This window comes from Chryseosolibacter histidinae (assembly GCF_018598225.1).
Taxonomy (GTDB): Bacteria; Bacteroidota; Bacteroidia; order Cytophagales; family Cyclobacteriaceae; genus Chryseosolibacter; species Chryseosolibacter histidini.
Genome location: NZ_JAHESF010000031.1, coordinates 42,391 through 62,006, shown reverse-complemented (window position 1 = coordinate 62,006; position 19,616 = coordinate 42,391). Strand labels below are relative to the sequence as shown.

Here is a 19,616-nt window from a genome sequence, read left to right as displayed (position 1 = left end):
CAGTTGCCGGTTGAGAGCAGGCTACGATTTAACGGTTGACCTTCGATTGTAAGATCAAAGACTCAGTCGTGATGACGTAACACCGAAACGAACCGGTAACTGGTAACCGGCAACTGGCAACAATTTAGTGGTGTACCGTTAACAGCCATGCATCGCGGAAGATCTTCATCTTTCGATACTTGTCTCGTTCCGCTTTTGCTTTTTCGATGTTATCGGTGTGGGCAAGGTAGACGTACCACAGGTTCTTCTCGGTAAGGTGGCCGTGGTCGGTCTTGAAGCCGTGGCCGTTCAATCCTTGCGAGAAGTGTTCGGCGTTGATCTTGGAGCGGAATACGCCGGCGATCACATAATCTCCGAGGTCGAGCTCTTCGCTGTGGTTACCGCGCTTCACAAACTCGTGGCGTTCGGCATGCGGGTGAAAGTCTACATGCTCATCATGCTGCTCGGTAGGGTTCGCAGCGTGGGTCTCGAGCCTGGCGATCTTTTCTTTTTCCTCCTGGTGCGCCGGGTGCAGGGTATCGTGCACATGAGGCATTTCCCCCAGCTTCGGTTTCGGCGACTGCGTTTGCTTAACAGGCTGCTGCACCACTTCGGGTTTCTTTTCCGGAGTCTTCACCGGTGTAGTTTCTGTTTTTACAGGCTGCTCCGCAGGTTTCTTGGCTGGCTCCACGGGCTTTTTGGCCACCGTCTCCGGCAAACGTGCCTGGTGATTCTGCTCTTTTACAGGCGGATGCTCTTCTTTTACCGCAGGCTTGTTGGCCTTGTTCTGGGCAATGGCCTCGCTGGCCGAAGTGTACTTATGATGCTGAAGGCGTTTTTCCTTATCGGTATCCACAAATGAATAGAAAGGAATATCCTTTCGCCTCGCGCCCAGCAGCAAGGTGAGCTGCAGCTCATGCGAAGGACTGTTCAGATCACTTCCGCTCTCCATTTTGAACGTATAGCCATAACCTATGCCGAATACCTTGTTGAAATGAAATCCCGCAAAGGCAGAGCTTCCCATATGTTGCTTATAAGATGCGCCCGCCCATACCACATTGTTCACGTGATATACAAGGGCAGCTTCGAGCTGTGATGGTATTCCGGTGTTGAGGCGGTAAACCACGTGTGGCTCCAGCATGTGTTTGTTCTTGTACCAGTAAAACCGGTTTGAGGCGTGAAGCACTACAGACTGCGTGGGCTTAAAGGCGGAGGTGCCCCCTGAAACATAAGGGCGCTCAAAAATGGCGGGCAATGCAATACCCCCATGAAATGACTTGATATGGAGTGATATACCTGCATTTCCCTGCAGGAACGAATTAGTGCCATTGGCAAGGGCCGGATCGTTGGCATCGTCTACGGCTGATAAGTCGATCGAGCTCACGCCAGCGCCCGCGGAAAGGCCAAATCTGAGCGATTTAAAGTCGCCCAGCGTTACCGTATAAGCGCCTGATACGAGCCCGGAAGTAGTGTTAAAAAGGCCCCGTTTATCATTGATGATGCTGGCTCCCATGCTCACGAACTTTTTCATCGGGGTATGGAAGCTGAGGGTTCCTACCTGTGGACTGCCCTCCACATTCATCCATTGCCTCCTGTAGGTCAGGTAAAAAGACGGGCGTCCCTCAACCCCGGCATACGAGGGGTTAAAGGCGTACGGGTTGACGAAGAACATCACATTCTCCTGCGCAGAAGCAGAAAAAGCGATAAAAAGAATAAAAATATTCGTCTTAAGGAGCCAGAATAGCTTCAATCGTGAGTTCATTCCAACGCGTAGTGGTTCAGCAATGTGCAGATTAGTCAAATTAACTGGAACGGGCAAAGGTAGCGGTTATTAAATAACTTTACACCCGATCTTAAAGCCTAAATGGAGAAATTTTCCCGGGATGGAAAGGAAGTTGACAATTGACAAATCCTGATGGAAGCCATCAGGGCAATTGACAAAGCGTAAGCCATTGTCAATTGCCCCGTTGTCAACTGCCAATTATTCTTAATGGCTATAAACGTTAGGACACTCTATGTTCCCGTGCAGTTTTCTGATGCGGGTGCGGAAATTGAGCATGATCTCGTGTGATCCTTTCGAAAAACGGCGGATGTCGGACGTAGTCCAGTCGTACGAATATCCCACATAGAATTTTTCGCTGAGCTTGTAGTTCAGCAACAGGATGGCGCCATCACCGGAGCGGTAAGACGTACCGATGCTGATCAGCTGATCGAAGACCACGTTGAGGTTGAAGTCCACGCTCAAGGGGGTTCCTTCCTGCGCGCGTACGAGGACGGAGGGCTGAAGCATTACCCTTTCTGTGCGTGGATCCAGCGGCATCTTTACACCCACGTTCAGATAATAGAACCGGGGCGTTCTTAATTGCTCCAGGTTTCCGCTGAACAATTTTGCATGGGTCAGGATGGTCGGCACAGAGAATCCGGCAAACACCTTCTTGTCGTAATAGAAAAGTCCACCGCCGAAGTTTGGCTTGAACTCATTCATGAACACGTTAAAGATCGGATCCTGTCCCTGTTTCAGGGTCAGCTCTTCGAAGTCAGCCTTGAAATTGTTGAATCCCGCAGAGACTCCCATGGAGAAAACGCCTCCTCCTGGCACCCTGATGGCGTAAGCATAATTCCCGAACAGACCGTTGTTGCTGTAGCTTCCGATGCGATCGCTCGTCACCAGGAGTCCGGCACCTACCCTGCCCTTTCGGAAAGAGTTATGGATGCCCAGCGTGGTGGTCTCCGGCGCACCGGGAAAGTTCACCCACTGGTTCCGGTAAGTCAGTGTGCCGCTGAACTGAACGTGGCTGCCTGCATACGCAGGATTGATCAGCAGGCCGTTGAACAGATACTGAGAGTAAACGATGCTTTGCTGCGCCCTCAGGCCGAGGGGCAGCAAAACGATCATTCCTATAATAATTATCCCGGTCCGTAACCGCATCATATTTCCCCTATTTTCTTAAAAGCTCAAGATAACCAGTTTTCGGTTTCGAACCATTTCCTTTATCAATGATATAGAAGTATGTTCCTTCAGGAAGCTCTCTGCCCATGAGGCTCAGGCCTTCGTTGGAGGTTCCGCTGAACACAATGTCGGCGTTGTTGTATCCCTTCGACTGGTACACCAGTGTTCCGGCACGGTTGAAGATCTTCACCGAGTTGTTCGGGAAGTCACCGATACAGGATATCTCGAAGAAATCATTCTGACCGTCACCGTTTTGCGAGATACCGTTGAACACGAGGATCTCTGGCAGGATCTCGAAGTCTTTCGTGATCTTACAATCCTGCGACGTGGTCAGGGTCAGGGTGAACGATCCTTTCGGAAGCGCGGTGGCGATCTGCGTGTTTTGCATAACACCGTTGATATCCCACTCCACCGACTTGATCTGCACATCGTTCAGCAGCTCGAACTTAGCTTCACCAATATTGGCTTCGCAATGCGTAGGAACGGTGGTGATATCAAATTCCGGGTTCTTCATCAGCGGCAACACCTGGGTGATCACAGGAGCCGACACGCAGCCCGAAACAATATCCGTAGCGGTTGTCGTGTAAGGCCCCTGGTCGAGATCGCGGTAGAATTCGCCATTGGCATCGGGCACGGCTTTCAGCGACGAACCGTTGTACCACTGGATGGTGTAATCAACCGTATTTCCGTTCACGTTCGCCTGCAATGCTCCATCCGGAGGAGGCACGCATCGCGTAAGGTGAGACAGTATCACCACTGACGGCGAAGGCACTTTTACAGGCACATTTTCGATCAGGATGCTCTTCTCTCCCACGCAACCTGTCACCACGTCTGTAGCCTGTGCGGTGTAGGTCACAGCGCGCAGTCCGTCAACTTCGGCTCCGTTATAGAATGGTGTACCTCCCGCTGCGGTGGCGCCAAGGAACCAATCGAATGAGTAACCGACGATCGTGCCGTTCACGGTAGCCCTGGCCACACCGTTAGGACGCGCCGGGTCACAGTACGTAAGCGGGTTTTTCTGCTCGATCACCACCGGAGGATAGATCCGTCCGTCCGTGACCTCCGTAGTTTCCGGCACCGACACACAGAAGTTGTGGTTCAGGTCTCTGGCGATCACTGTATAAACACCCATCGGGGCATTGGTAACATCGTTGGTAGTGAACTGGATCGGTCCGCTCACGGTTGCGCCGGCGTACCACTCGTAGGCGTACAGGCTGGTGCTTCCCTCAAGCGGCGCGGCAAACAGTCTTCCATTGTTAGTCAAGCAGTTCGACAGCGGCACAGCAGAAGCAACCACCCTGATGTCGAGCGTATCCGTAGCAAACTTGTAGGTTGCAATGCTCGGGCAATGGGTAAGATTGTTCGTTACCCTTACCGTATACTCCTGCGGATCATTATAGAAGATGTTGTCAAGTGTATTCGGGAAAGCGACCGTCACAGGCGTTCCTGTTTCATCCGGACCTTCGAACCATTCAAAAGTATAGTTGGTCAGGTCTTGCGTGCCGTCTGCAAAGACAATGAGCTCACCCGGAGTTTCCGGCAACACACAAAGCTTCGGATTGACAAAGTTATCCAGGCTGATCGTAGGATAAGAGTTTTTGTCTTCCACTACTGAACGGCTGAAGAGTGATGTACAGCCCACGTTGTTGGTGATCTGAACGAAGTACTCGCCAGCTTCCCGGTTCGGCAACACGTTTCCGCCGGCCGAGCCATTCACCACACCGGTAAGCGGAGCCTGAGTTTCGTCAAACCACTGGAAGGAGAACCTTGCTTTGTGAGCAGCATTGTTCTTCACATCGAAGTCGGTGGTTGCACCGTCTACGGTTTCCTTGATCAGCTGCACCTCGAGTTGTCCGTTCTGCGAAGGAGCACACAAGGTCTGCGCCGTTGCCTCAATATTGCTAAAGAGGTCCGTAGGGTTAAAGAGGATCGGCAGCGTAGCAACGTTATCACATCCGCTGTTAGGTGAGTTGATGTCTACTACACGCACGGCATAGTCTCCCTGCAGGCGTGCGTTGAGGCCCGTGAGGGTTGTGCTGGGTCCGCCAAGAGGAGCTCCGCCGGTGGTTGTGCCGGAGAACCATTCATAAGTATAACCTGCTGTGCCGGTGGTGAGACCTTCTGTTACGGTAGCAGAGATGCTGCCGTTGAAAGGCGCCACGCAGGCAAAGTTCGCGATAGAGCTCAGGTTGATGGCCGGTTTTACGGTCTTGTCTTCGATCACTACCGGGAAAGGCGGTGTTATACAGCCTGAGCCGGGGCCACCAGACTTGGTACCTTGTATAGAATAGGTGCCTGCTGCCCTGCCATTGAGGATGTGGTTATTCGGCGCCACCGGTTGAGGCGTGATCAAACCACCTGCATCGCTCCACGCGAACGTGTAGATACCAGGCAAGCTCATATGCGTAGCGCTGGCGGCGTTGATCGTGATGCTTCCATTCACAGGTGCACAATCTGTCTGATCGAGCTTGTTAACAGCTTTGATCTCAACCGTGGGCAGGATCTGCTGGATCACAGCCTGAACCATTACAGATGCACATTTGCTGTCTCTGTTGGTCGCCACTAAATTATAAGTAGCGTGCTGCAGGTTGTTGAACATATTGTTCACGCCGCTGAAAGGTCCGACGCCCAGCGTAGCCGATGCTGCCGCAGGAGTTGAAGTCCATGCAAAGTCGTAGTCATAAGGGGTACCAACAGGGCTGCCAGGCACTGTGGATTGGTCCACAATATCAACTTCCAAGCTTCCAAGGTAATTGTTATCACAAACCGTGTTCGGGGTTGTGGTCAACGTCACCACCGGGTATTTTCTTCCATCCGGAATTTCCACCCTGAAAGGTGCGGAGGCACAGTTGAGGCCCGGGCCGTTGGCGTTACGTCTGGCCACAACATAGTAGTCAGGGTCGGCGCCCACGGTAGCATAATTTGTTGAATCAAGTAACCTGGACGCACCGGTGAGCACCTGGTTGCCACCTAAAGTTCCACCCCTGAACCAGGTAAAGGTAAAGTCTCCCAAACCTACAGGCGTGTTGATGGTCTGGGGAGCACCCGCGCGGTCAACAAACCTGATCTGTTTCACTTCCAGGCTTCCGCTGGCCACGCAGAACAGCTGCGCATCAGGGTCTACATCCTGAACGAAGATCGGTGTTGTATTTTCTACCACTTCTGTTTGTGCATTGCTGATACAGCCTGTCTGATTGTTGGTCACTTCAAGCTTGTAAATACCATGCCTCAGGCCATTAAAATGGTTGTTTACACCGTTATAGGCAGGACCTCCACCCGTAGGCGTCATCACGCTTCCTGTCCAGTTGTAGGCATAAGTAAATACTGTCGTAGCAGGAACGGTGGTCGGGAACGACGAAGCATCCGTCACGTCCACGTCGATCTCTCCTTCAAATGTCATAAGAGCGCACGAGGTATTGCTGAACGGTGTCAGCACGATGTTCGGGTTTTTGCTCTCGTCTTTGATCTCAAGTCGCAAAGGTGCTGATTCGCAATCCCGGCCAGGGCCGTTGGCGATACGTTTGGCCACAACAAAGTAGTTGGCGTCCGCACTGATACCACTATAGTTCGTAGAATCCAATAATGCAGCTGCATTTCCTACGGTGGCGCCATTCCTGGTCCATGCAAAACTGAAGTCAGCCAGCGGAGCATTCTGCATCGCCCCTGCCCTGTCTTCATAGCTCACACTCTTCACTTCAAGGCTTCCACTGTTATAGCAAACCAGTTGCGCGTCGGCATCGGTAACCTGTGTAAAGATCGGCGTGGCGTTCTTGATGATGGTGGTATTTGCTGTAAACACGCAACCCGTCTCATTATTGGTAACCGCCAATTGATAATTGTTATCCTTGAGGTTCGTGAACACATTGTCGTTTCCGTCGAATACATTGGGCATCGCTGGCGGAGGCGTCGCGCTGGTCCATGCATACGTGTAGCTGAACACGGTTGTAGCCGGAACGGTGGTCGGGAACGGCGAGGCATCTGTAACCTTCACCTTGATCTCACCTTCAAATGCTGTCGCGTGACACGAGGTGTTGCTGAAAGGCGTGAGCAGCACGTTCGGTTTTTTGCTTTCGTCTTTGATCTCAAGCTTCAACGGTGCTGATTCACAATCCCTGCCAGGGCCGTTTGCCATACGTTTGGCCACCACAAAGTAGTTGGCGTCTGCGCTGATCCCACCATAGTTGGCGGAATCCAATAACGCAGCTGTGTTTCCTACTGCCACAGCACTCCTGGTCCATGCAAAATTGAAATCTGCCAGCGGAGCATTTTGCAGCGCTCCCGCCCTGTCCTGGAAGGTTACACCTTTCACTTCAAGGCTACCGCTGTTATAGCAGAACAGCTGCGGATCGATGTCCACATTCTGAACGAAGATCGGTGTTGTGTTCTTAAGGATGTCAGTACTCTCTGTATGCACACAGCCTGTTTCGTTATTGGTAACGAGCAGCTGGTAATTGTTATCCCTGAGGTTCGTGAACACATTGTCGTTTCCGTCGAACACATTCGGCATCGCCGGCGGAGGCGTTGCGCTGGTCCATGCATACGTGTAGCTGAACACTGTTGTAGCGGGAACGGTGGTCGGGAACGGCGAGGCATCTGTAACCTTCACCGTGATCTGACCTTCAAATGCGGTCGCGTGACATGAGGTGTTGCTGAGCGGCGTGAGCACCACGTTCGGGTTTATGCTCTCGTCCTTGATCTCAAGCTGCAGCGGTGCAGATTCACAATCCCTGCCGGGGCCGTTTGCCATACGTTTGGCCACCACAAAGTAGTTGGCGTCTGCGCTGATACCACCATAGTTGGCGGAATCCAATAACGCAGCTGTGTTTCCTACTGCCACAGCACTCCTGGTCCATGCAAAATTGAAATCTGCCAGCGGAGCATTTTGCAACGCTCCCGCCCTGTCCTGGAAGGTTACACCTTTCACTTCAAGGCTACCGCTGTTATAGCAGAACAACTGCGGATCGATGTCCACATTCTGAACGAAGATCGGTGTTGTGTTCTTGAGGATGTCCGTGCTCTCTGTATGCACACAGCCTGTTTCGTTATTGGTAACGAGCAGCTGGTAATTATTATCCTTAAGGTTCGTGAACACATTGTCGTTTCCGTTGAATACATTGGGCATCGCCGGCGGAGGCGTTGCGCTGGTCCATGCATACGTGTAGCTGAATACCGTTGTAGGAGGAACGGTAGTCGGGAACGGCGAGCTATCCGTAACCTTCACCGTGATCTGACCTTCAAATGCGGTTGCATGACATGAGGTGTTGCTGAGCGGCGTGAGCACCACGTTCGGGTTCTTGCTCTCATCTTTGATCTCAAGTCTTATCGGCGCTGATGAGCAATCCTTGCCCGGGCCGTTGGCAATGCGCTTGGCCACCACAAAGTAATTGGCATCCGCGCTGATACCACCATAGTTGGCGGAATCCAATAACGGAGCTGTGTTTCCTACCGTTGCCGCATTCCTGGTCCATGTGAATTCAAAATCAACCAGCGGAGCATTCTGTGGCAAGCCAGCCCTGTCTTCATAGCCCACACTCTTCACTTCGATGCTTCCGCTGTTATAGCAGAACAACTGTGGATCAACATCGATAACCTGCGTAAAGATCGGCGTGGCATTCTTAATGATGGTGGTATGTGCTACAGAAACGCAGCCTGTCTGGGCGTTGGTTGCTGTAAGATCATAAGTACCTTCTTCAAGACCGTTGAAATGATTGTCAGTACCATCATTACCCGCGGTCGGACCGGGAGGCGTAACACCAGCCGAGGCAGTCCATGCGTAGCCGAAGGTAAATCCACCCGGAGGAGGTGTCACCGGCGAGGCATCTGTAATATCGACATCGATCTCTCCTTCAAACAACGCCGGGTCACATGACGTGTTGCTGAACGGCGTCAGCGTGATCACCGGGTCGGCGCTCTTGTCAAGGATCTCTACCCTTAAAGGCGTGGTCTCACAGTTTGCACCGAAGATGCCCGCTGCTGAGATACGGCGGCCTACTACATAGTACGTGCCTGCACCACCGGTAGCAGGAGCATCGGGATAGTTACCCCCACCGGTACCAACGTTCAACGACGTCCCGGTAATGAGTGCGGGTACACCGGCTCCGTCTTGCAAAGGCGCTCCGGATGTAAATGTTCCGGGTGTGCCTTTGAACCATCTGAATGCAAAACCTGCATTGATCGTCGTAGCGGATGACGCATTGAACACCTCCGCTGCCTGTGAGGTCAGGGTTCTGTCGATGGTAATTTCCGTCGCCGCGATATCGCCATCGAGGTTACATACCAGTTTATCATTGACAGTGTGGGCTGTAATGGCAAGCGCGTACTTAGCATCCAGCACCGAGATGGCATTGTCGGTACGACAGGCATTCTCCTGATTTTCCGTTGTTACGGTATAAGCCGCACCACCATTGTGCGTAAGCGCGGTGTAATGCTTGAACAGCGAACCATTTCTGTTGGTAAGCGGTGCCACTACAGCGGGCATGATGCTGTAAGTATACAATGAATTCTGAACTGCAGCCTGAGGCGATACAGTAGTAGTTTCAATGGAAATGCTGCCTTCACCGATCAACGGATCACATGACGTGTTCGGGCTGGACGTGAGCACCGGAACAGGCGCTACGTGCTTATCCTGAACTACCACACCGATGGCGGGAGAATTACATCCCACACCTTTGGTTCCGGCAGGACCGGCAAGCCTTGTAGACCTTACATAATAATTCTGATTGCCTCTGCCCTGTCCCATGACACCGGCAACATAACCTGCTTTTGTAGCATCGAACACCCTTCCGCCACCGGCTTCGTTAGCCTGATAGATCGGTGCGGGCAATGTTGCATTATTATACCATGAGTACTGGTAATCATTTACCGTGGCCGGGCCTACTGCTGTGATGTTCACACTACCGTTTGACTTCGGCGCACAGAAGGTATCATCTGTAACGGCCACTGTAATGGTAGGCATCACTGGCTGGTCAGGAATGTTCACAAACTTGTCGATGGTACATCCGCTGTTGACTTCCTCAACAGAGATCTGGTACATGGCTGCACCGAAACCACCATCGAAGCCAAAACCGAACTGCGCATCCCTGAACAGATCCCTGGCGGTTGCCGTCGGCATGGCCACTGGGAAAAGGGCGGGTGTTGTCGCTGGAGTAGCCAGCGCAGAGGTCACACCGGTGATCCGGTAATTCGGAGCAGCGGTTGTAAGGTCAAGCGGGTCTTTGGTGATGGTGATGCTCACTGATCCATCGGCAGATCCATCCACACATGCCGTATTGGCTGTTACGCTGTTGATGGTAACGATCGGGCTTAACGCATCCACATCGATCAACGCTGTAGTGAATACAGAGCATGCACTGTGGTCAATGATCTCTATGGTGTAACCCCCGGGATTGAGACCGGCAAACGTAAGGTCATAATCAGGATTACCCTGATAGCTTATTTTACACTTCGAGTCATCAGTGTCTACATCTCCGTCTCCGTCATTATCCACGCCGTCATTACAGTTCTCCCCTGCAACCTGCGGCATAGTAGCCGTGCCACTTGACCCGGTCCAAAGAAGATAAGAGTATTGTTTTGGTCCGGCAACCGCCGAAGGATCGACCTGCAGTTCAATCTCTCCATTTCCTGCCAGAGGATCACATACAGTAGAATTTCGCTTTACAATATTGATAACTGGCGCGTTCTGGAAAGGCACAAATTCCGTTCTGAAAGCACCACATCCGGTTGTCTGGTCGATCACCTCAATAGAGTAGGCACCGTCGCGGAGATCCCACATATCAGGAGGATCTACAAGGCCGGGAGGCGCTGCTGAAACCGGAGCAGGCACCGCACCGCCTCCGAAGACAGGCTTCGGTTGCGTAGTACCAGTAATGTAGTCAAAAGGACCAGTGTTGGTAGGGCCACCTTTGTGCCAGAAGACATCATAGGTAGCGCCCATCGGTCCAGTAATCGTAACGTCGATATTTCCATCGGTATTGGCACAGAAAGTAGCTGCCTTAACAGCGTCAATGGTGATCGTAGCTGCAACGGTCATGTCGTTGATGCGTACGGTGGCAACCTGAGACTCACATTTTGTGATCTCGTCACGTACCATAGAAGAATAGAAACCAGGTTTCAGGTTGAACTGTGAAAAACCTGCTGTGGTGGTGAACTGCGTGTGATCTGCGTGCGTCTTCACCGTCACGGGATCACTGGTATTCTGATTCAGGTAGAAGATCGTAAAGTCTCCGTTAGCGGTGCTGGTGAGGCCCACAGGTGTTGCCGTCAACTGGCCGTTAGGGGCGCTACAGAATGTCACAGCACCTGCTTCCGTCAGGGTTGCTATTACCGGCAACGTGATGTTATCCGGCACAAAAACAGACTTGGTGGTTTTACACTGTGTACCGCTATTGATGGCAAGCACGGTGTAGTCTCCGCTGGCAAGCACGGGCGTAGTTCTTCCGTCAACCAGTGCCACTTCTGGCAGTTCAGTTCCGACAGCACCAACACCTAAGCCTGCATACCAGTCGAATGTAATGGTACCAGTGCTTGTTGTTGTGGCTTCAACCTGTCCGTTAGGTGTTCCTGAGCACGTGGTCTGCTGCGCAAGGATGGACGTGTTCACTACCGGATATACAAGGTTATCAACCAGCGTAACAGTTCTCGGATCTGACACGCACTGGTCATTGTTGCCGTTAGACGGGTTGGTCACTGCTGTAACCTGCAAGGTATAAGTACCTGCAGGAAGGTTGTTGTATTGGTCAACCGGGCCAACTGTGGCGGCCATAGGGCCACCTGTCCATACTAAATTAAAGCCTGTATAACTTGCTAACGCAGTTCCGTGATAGGTAATAGGATTGGTGGTCTCATCGACAAAGGCAGTACCATTCGGTGTGGTGCAATGTGTATTGTCTGTCTTTGCCAACGGGCCGATAACAGGTTTCTTGCTGTTGTCCTGGATCAGGATCGTACCTGAATCTTTACAACCGGTCTGGTTGATGGTCACCAGAACCGTATAGTTTTCGTTGCCTTCCTGTCCTGTGATACCAGGGGTGGTAGCGGGCACTGCAGGGCTCGTCACCAGAGGGCCCTTGCGCCAGTCATAAGAATAGGTCTCTCCCCCGGCGGTGTTGGTAACGGCCACAGTGGCTGTTCCGTTGTCCGTTCCACCGGCACAGTTGGTAGAAGCGGTCATGCTGAGCGAAAGTGTGGGCAGCTTGAGATTATCCTTCACTTCTACGCTGGCCAGGTCTGATGTACAACCCAGCTCTGTGATGGTAGCCGTAGCGCTATAGAATTTGGCATCAAGGCTGGTGATGTTGGTAGCGGTGACTGCGGCAGCGTGAGGTACTGCCGTTGTCTGTCCATCATACCAGTTATAATTATAAGTTTTCGTGCCTGTATAGGCGCCGGCATATGCAAGCTGGTCTACGCTGGCTGTACCATTCTCAATATTACCGGGAACGCCAGCCACCATCGGATCACAAATTGTGTTCGGTGTCATCTTCAGTGTAAGCGTAGGCTTCACACTTCCATCCGTCACCAGTACCGTAGCAGTATTTTTACATCCGTTAGACAGTCGTGTAACTTCTACCGTGTAATTATTCGTAGCGCCGCCCTGGATCTTGTCAAGCTTGATCTGGTTGGCCGTAGGTTTCGGGTTAGGTGTTCCAGTACCGATACCGGTAAACCATGCGTAGGTAAATCCCGGGGTTGCAGCAGTTACGTTCGCGCCGTTCAGCTTGGTCACTTCCGCCGCGCCGTTCTCAAAGGCAGCACCCATCGTACAGTTCGTTGAAGGTGTCGCCAGTGTTTCGATCACAGGCAAAGCAACAACGTCCTGCACTTCGGTTGTAACCAGCGCCGACGTACAGCCAAGCTGATTGATCGTTACAGTACCGCTGTAGAAGCCGGCAGCAAGATTAACAATACCTGTTGTAGGAGGTGTTGTTGTTGCAGGTGCGTGCGCCACGGCGGTGGTGGTTCCATCGTACCAGTTGTAGGTCAGGGTCATCGTACCCGTATAACCACCGGTATAGCTGTAGGTATCCTGAGATACAGTACCATTTTTAGAAGTACCCGCGATAGCCGCATCACAGATCGAGTTCGGCGTGTTCTTTAACGTCAGCACAGGCTTCACGCTCGCATCCGTCACCAGCACGGTAGCCGTGTTCTTACATCCGTTAGACAGTCGCGTAACTTCTACGGTGTAATTATTTGTAGGGCCGCCCTGGATCAGGTTCAGCTTGCTCTGGCCAGCGGTAGGTTTTGTGCTTGCAACGGCAGTACCAGTGCCATCAAACCATTTATAGGTAAATCCAGCTGTTGTGGGTCCAGTCACATTCACACCGTTGAGCTTGGTCACGGCAGCGGCACCATTTTCAAAGGCGGCACCCATCGTACAGTTCGTTGAAGGCGTTGCCAGTGTTTCGATCACAGGCAGCGCAACCGCATCTTTCACTTCTCTTGTAGCAAGCGCCGAGGTACAGCCAAGCTCGTTGATCGTTACTGTAGCGCTGTAGAATCCGGCACCGAGCTGCGTAATGCCTATTGTAGGAGGCACCGTCGTTGCAGGTGTATGCGCCACAGCGGTGGTGGTTCCATCGTACCAGTTGTAGGTCAGGGTCATTGCGCCCGTATAAGCACCGGTATAGTTGTATGTGTTCTGTGTTACCGTACCATTTTTAGGTGTGCCGGCGATAGTCGCATCACAGATCGAGTTCGAGGTGTTCTTCAACGTAAGTGTAGGCTTCACGCTGCCATCGGTCACCAGCACGGTAGCCGTGTTCTTACATCCGTTAGACAGTTGTGTAACCTCTACAGTATAATTGTTAGTAGCACCACCCTGGATCAGGTTCAGCTTGATCTGGTTGGCGGTAGGCTTCGGGCTTGGTGTTCCTGTGCCTGAGCCGGTAAACCAGGCATACGTAAAGCCAGGTGTAGCCGCGGTCACATTCGCGCCATTGAGCTTGGTCACTTCAGCGGCTCCGTTTTCAAGGCCTGTGCCAACCGTACAGTTTGTTGATGGCGTAGCTTTCGTTACGATCACAGGCAGAGAAACCACATCTTTCACTTCTGTGGTGGCAAGCGCCGAGGTACAGCCAAGCTCATTGATCGTTACCGTAGCACTGTAAAATGCAGCGGGAAGCTGATTGATGCTTGCGGTCGGATGGTTCGTTGTCGCAGGTGTATGCGCCATGGCAGTGGTTGTTCCGTCATACCAGTTGTAAACCAGCGTCTGAGTTCCTGCATAAGCACCTGTATAAGTATAAGTATTACGCGATACCGTTCCGTTTTTAGGCGTTCCGGCAATCGTCGCGTCACAGATCGAGTTAGGTGTATTCGTCAATGTCAGTACAGGCTTCACACTGCCATCGGTCACCAATACCGTAGCGGTGTTCTTACATCCGTTAGACAGTTGGGTAACTTCTACCGTATAATTGTTGGTGGCACCACCCTGAATTTTGTCAAGTTTGATCTGGTTGGCGGTAGGTTTCGTGCTCGGAGTACCTGTGCCTGCACCCGTAAACCACGCATAGGTGAACCCGGGTGTAGCCGCAGTCACGTTTGCACCATTGAGCTTGGTCACTTCAGCAGCTCCATTTTCAAGGCCAGTACCGGTCGTACAGTTCGTTGAAGGCGTAGGCTGCGTTACGATCACAGGCAGCGCTACCACATCTTTCACTTCTGTGGTGGCGAGTGCCGAGGTACAGCCAAGCTCGTCGATCGTTACAGTGCCGCTGTAGAACCCGGCAGCCAGCTGCGTGATGCTTGCCGTCGGATGATTCGTTGTAGCAGGTGTATGGGGTGCACCTGTAGTGGTTCCGTCATACCAGTTATAGATCAATGTTTGGGTACCTGTGTAAGTACCTGCATAGGTATAAGTGTCGCGTGACACCGTACCATCTTTGGATGTACCTGCGATGGTTGCATCACAGATCGAGTTCGGGGTATTCTTCAGTGTCAGCACAGGCTTCACGCTTGCGTCCGCTACCAGCACCGTTGCCGTATTGCTGCAACCTGTTGAGGTCTTCGTTACCAGCACCGTAAAGTTATTGGTTGTACCTCCTTGTACTTTATCAAGTTTGGAGCTATTGGCTGTGGGATTCGTGGCCACCGAAATAGGTGACCCTGTTCCCGTACCCGTATGCCACTGGAAGGTATATCCGGTTACGCTGGCGATGCCAGTTCCGTCTATAGAGGTCAGTTGAGCGCTTCCGTTGATCTTGCTGCCACCTGCACCGGGGATACAGTTCGTAGAACCGGTTGAAGAGGTCACCAGCACAGGCAGGGCCGGTACATCCACTACGGCGATCGATGCCGGGTCAGAAGTACAATTCAGTGTCTGGTTGGTAACAGTTACCGCGTACGTTGCGCCATTCAATCCAGTTTGTGACGCGGTGGTTCCCCCGATGCCACTTCCGTTCTTCGTCCATGCGTAAGTATAAGTATGCGCAGGCAGCGAATTCGGATTGGAAGAGAAGCTGGCAGTGACAGAGCCCGTATATCCAGCGGACGCCGTACATACCGTGTTGTCTGTTTTATTGAGCGATAATACCGGCTTCGCGCTGATATTATTCACGGTCACAACCTGGGTGCCGAAACATCCTGTTACCAGGCTGATCGCCTTCACGGTATATGTGCCGGGAGCCCTGTTGGTGAGGGTATTGTTCTGAACAATGAAGCTGGTAGTGTCGCCACCGGTAAACCAGCGGAATTTATAACTTCCTGAAGGCGCGCCTGACGCAGTAGCAGAAGCGCCACCGTTGGGCGATGCCAAAAGACAGCTTGTGTTGTGCACCGGTGTAGGTGTTGCTGTGATCGCTGCTGTGTTGTTCACCACCTGAACCGGAACGGCCGGTGAAGGACATTTCGTGGTCTTGTTCACCGCTACAACCGTATAGAAACCTGCGGCCCTTCCGGTATAAGTTTGTCCCTTAAAGTCAACCTGTCCCGCGGCAGCCGTAGTATCAGGCGTGCCCACGTTTCCATCGAACCAATAGAATATGTGCGGACCATTGGTGGCTGTTGTTGTAACCTGTCCGTTAGCCGGGAAACAGTTTGTCTGCGGCGTCGGTGTAGGCGTGGCAGCAGGATACACTATATTATCTACGATAGTAACCTCTTCCGTATCCTGACATCCGGTTGCATTGTTCGTGGCCAGCACGGTATAGGTACCTGCCGCAGCACCGGTGAGATTTGCTCCCGGAGCCGGCAGAACTTCATTGACCGCCAGCGTATTACTTCCCTTGTACCACTTGAACGTGGCGGCTCCGCCCGTAACAGCAGCGATAGCCGTACCGTTCTTGCCCACACAGGCAGTCTGCGGCGTGAAGCTTGTGATGGACGTGGTAACACCCGCCACAGAGCCTACAGGCTGAATGAAAGGTCCTGAAATACAACCCGTGGCAAGGTTTTTCGCCACAACGGTATAGTTACCCGCCGTAAGCGACGAGTACGTTATACCTGTAAAGTCAGGCGATGTCTTTACCGTGTTACCGTTATACCATCTGAATTCATATCCTGCCGTAACACCGCCCACATTGGCAGACGCGCTTCCCGAGTTCAGCGGGTTACAGTTTGCCAGCGTCGCATTGGCGCTCACCGTGAATTGGGCAGTCTGATCAGGAACAGTTTCCGATTCAAGTGTTTTACAACCTGAAGCAATCTCCGTTACAACTACAGAGTAAGTAAGTCCTTTCGCTCCCGTCAGCACATTGGTCACAGACAGTTTAGTGCCCGTACCTGTACCGGTACCTTCATACCACTCATACGTAAAGTTTGACACGGGCAGACCGCCATCGGGTGTTACCGTAAGCTTGCCATCAGGCGCATTACAGTTTGTATAAGCGTGATCGATGTTGATGGTAGCGCTGATGTTGCGGTTCGATACGCCAACATTGACAACCGCCGGCGCCGAGCCGCAACGGAACGCCTTGTGATAGGCTACAACAGAATATGTGCCGTTGGTAAGCGGACTGCGCACAGCTCCTTTATATACGGCCGTCGTAGTGTCGCCAACAGTGCCACCGTTGAACCAATAGAATGTGTAACCTACAGTCACCTGGCTACCGCCCTCGAGCTTATACGCCTGGGCCGAACCGTTTGCTGCAGTCGGTGCACCACCGCACTGGATGTGGTCAGTTACCGCCGTAGTGAGCGGGAAGGTGGCAGGGTTGACCTGCGCCGAGACAACGTTGTTGATGTAATTACATTCCGTGAAGTTCGTATTGGGAAGTGCAATCGGGATCGACGTGCCCGCATCGTTCAGCACGGCGTATAGGGTGAAGGTCTTTCCGGTACCGTTCACCGTGATGTTATTTTGTTGCAGCGTGGCGCCAACCGCGAAATTGGCCAGCGGAATCTGGACCGTGTTCAGTTTAACTGCCCCTGCTACCCGGGGATCGCCGCTGTAGAACGTGATTGGAAGGTTGCCATTGAGCACCAGGTCACCCGTGTTCTTGATCGTGAACGATACCGTAAAATTCTGGTTCGGACACGTTGGTGCCGTAACGTTCATGAGCTGTGGATTGGCTATAAAAGAAACGTCAGCCGAAGCCATGGTCTTACAACCCTTTGAGTCAAGGATCGCCGACTGGTTAAGGAATGAGTTCAGGGCCCTGTTCTTACCAGGGGTACAAACGTTCTCCGAAAAGACAAGGTGATGTTTCTGCTGGATCTTGGGGATGGTGAGGTCATCATTGACGTTCACGTTAAAGTACGCGTGCTGGTTCCAGACCTTTCGCGCGGAAACCCATGGTTCGAGTGACGATTTATACGTTCGGATCACACCCGCGTTCGACGTCGTTTGACCATCGGCCCGACAGATCACGCATATTTCCGTGGCACCGTCTGCATCAACGTCTGCAACCACCGGATAGTCGTTGGTGGTCTGAGAGATACAGGTGATCGGCGGAGAAGGCTTACCGGTCTTACCGTTGAAGATGTAAAGGTAATCCTCGTCACGATATACGATCTCTGACGCGCCATCATTATTAAAGTCGAATACCGTCGTGCTCGTGAAACCCGACGACTGCTCTTCGATCTCGATGATCCAGTCTGCACTGTCTACCCCTGCCTTGCTCTTGATCTTGAGCACGTTCAAATTCTCGTCCAGTACGAAGAGGCGGCTACCCGATACGAAGGCGGCATTCATTTGCCCGTTGCCATCGATGTCGGCAATGTTGATACGCCCCATACCATACTTCCAACCGTTACCATCGGATTGTTTCGGCTTGTAAGTCTTGAATGTGTTCTTGGACACATTCCAGTAGAAGGCTGTAACGGAGCTTTGCGGGCTGTTGCTGGAAGCACCGCTCATAAGCACGTCGAGGTTGCCGTCCAGGTCATAGTCCGCAACAGACGTCATACTGTTGACGAAATTGTTATCGTTCGAGAAATCAATGCCTTTGGGAAAATATTTAATACCACCGAGGCCCGGCAGATCGTTGAATTTTTTCTCGATGCTGACGCTACCATTATTGGCTGTACCATTACCTACGTTAACGCCGTAGATCACACCACCCGCCACAAGCTCGAGGCCGTCGCAGCGTGTACAGGCATTGTCAGGCAAGATATCTACCGCCACTGAGCCAGCATCAACTTCATTCCAGTCGCCGGTGCCCTGCACCAGGATCGTACCGGTCTCGGCATCCATGATCTCGTTGCGGTAATAAAGCTCAGACTTGCCATCCTGGTTTAAGTCAGCGAGGGCCATGGTATAAGGCCTTCCCTTCACCTTCTTGGTCCACTGGCGCACGGCCTTACAGTCGAATTTTGATATATAGAAATCACCGTCATTCTGCTCGGCTACATAGATCTCCGCGCAGTTGTCGTTATTGATATTACCGATCGTAATGTCGTAACGCTCCGGGTTATCATACCTGGTGTCTCCCGAGAATTTTACCGCCAGCGTTTTGCCATCAAGAACGAATACTTTATCATATCCATAATGCGCTGTTACCACGTCAGGGGTACCGTCGCGGTCCATATCACCGATCACAAACCTTCCGTGGGTAGTGGAAACCCAGTCTGTGGACGTATTCTTAAGCAACATTGCAAAATCAGATCCCGGAGGCTTGGGAAGCTGACAAAGTTTGTCATTACCGGTGTAAGTACCGTCGCAGACGTTGTTATTGGCACAATCTCCATCAAAACAATCGATAAACCCATCGTTATCGTCGTCCACACCGTTGGCACAGTTGGACTCGGTCGCTTGCGCCAGGGTGAATGTGTAAGAACCAAGAAAAAGTGCTAACAGCAAAACTTTTTTCATATCAGGCATCTAAGGTTACGCTCACAGCCTCGGGGCTATGGGCTCTTTCGGTTATGGTAAAATTCTACTAAACGTTTAATATAACTGGTTGTGCTTTGGTAACACAGGGTCGTAAAAAACACAAAAACCCGTGTAAATATACTAACCCAACTAAACTATCGGTCAAAGAGTGTACCGTTCGGACCAAACTGTTTTTGCATTGGAATTATCCGGAACCGGGCGGCAGTTCCGGTATCGCGCGTCTCATTATGGGAGAAATTTGTACTGTTTTGGGACAAAAAATGAATTGACATCCGGTAAAAATTAAAAAATAGCATCGAAGAATTTAAGATTTGCAATGATTATCAATTTTGGAATTCCTGCATTATGTTTGACGTGCATATCAGATTTGTTGTAACTTTTGTATCGTTCAATTGCAAGAATACAACGTCGATATGC

General features: G+C 51.9%; 3 protein-coding genes. All 3 read right to left on the bottom strand.

All coding sequences use genetic code 11. The features are described from left to right. Window positions 1–124 precede the first annotated feature (124 nt). Entirely contained in the window at window positions 125–1,741 is a 1,617-nt protein-coding gene (locus tag KK083_RS23685; protein ID WP_254168151.1) for a PorP/SprF family type IX secretion system membrane protein, read from the bottom strand. Between the two features lie 225 nt (window positions 1,742–1,966). Further along, entirely contained in the window at window positions 1,967–2,875 is a 909-nt protein-coding gene (locus KK083_RS23680; RefSeq protein WP_254168149.1) for a PorP/SprF family type IX secretion system membrane protein, read from the bottom strand. A 43-nt stretch (window positions 2,876–2,918) separates the two neighbouring features. Beyond that, entirely contained in the window at window positions 2,919–19,178 is a 16,260-nt protein-coding gene (locus KK083_RS23675; protein WP_254168147.1) for a T9SS type B sorting domain-containing protein, read from the bottom strand. Window positions 19,179–19,616 lie beyond the last annotated feature (438 nt).

Excerpts from the sequence above, each read along its gene's own strand:
- KK083_RS23685 (WP_254168151.1), bottom strand. The coding sequence starts at position 1,741 with ATGAACTCACGATTGAAGCTATTCTGGCTCCTTAAGACGAATATTTTT.
- KK083_RS23680 (WP_254168149.1), bottom strand. The coding sequence starts at position 2,875 with ATGATCGTTTTGCTGCCCCTCGGCCTGAGGGCGCAGCAAAGCATCGTT.
- KK083_RS23675 (WP_254168147.1), bottom strand. The coding sequence starts at position 19,178 with ATGAAAAAAGTTTTGCTGTTAGCACTTTTTCTTGGTTCTTACACATTC.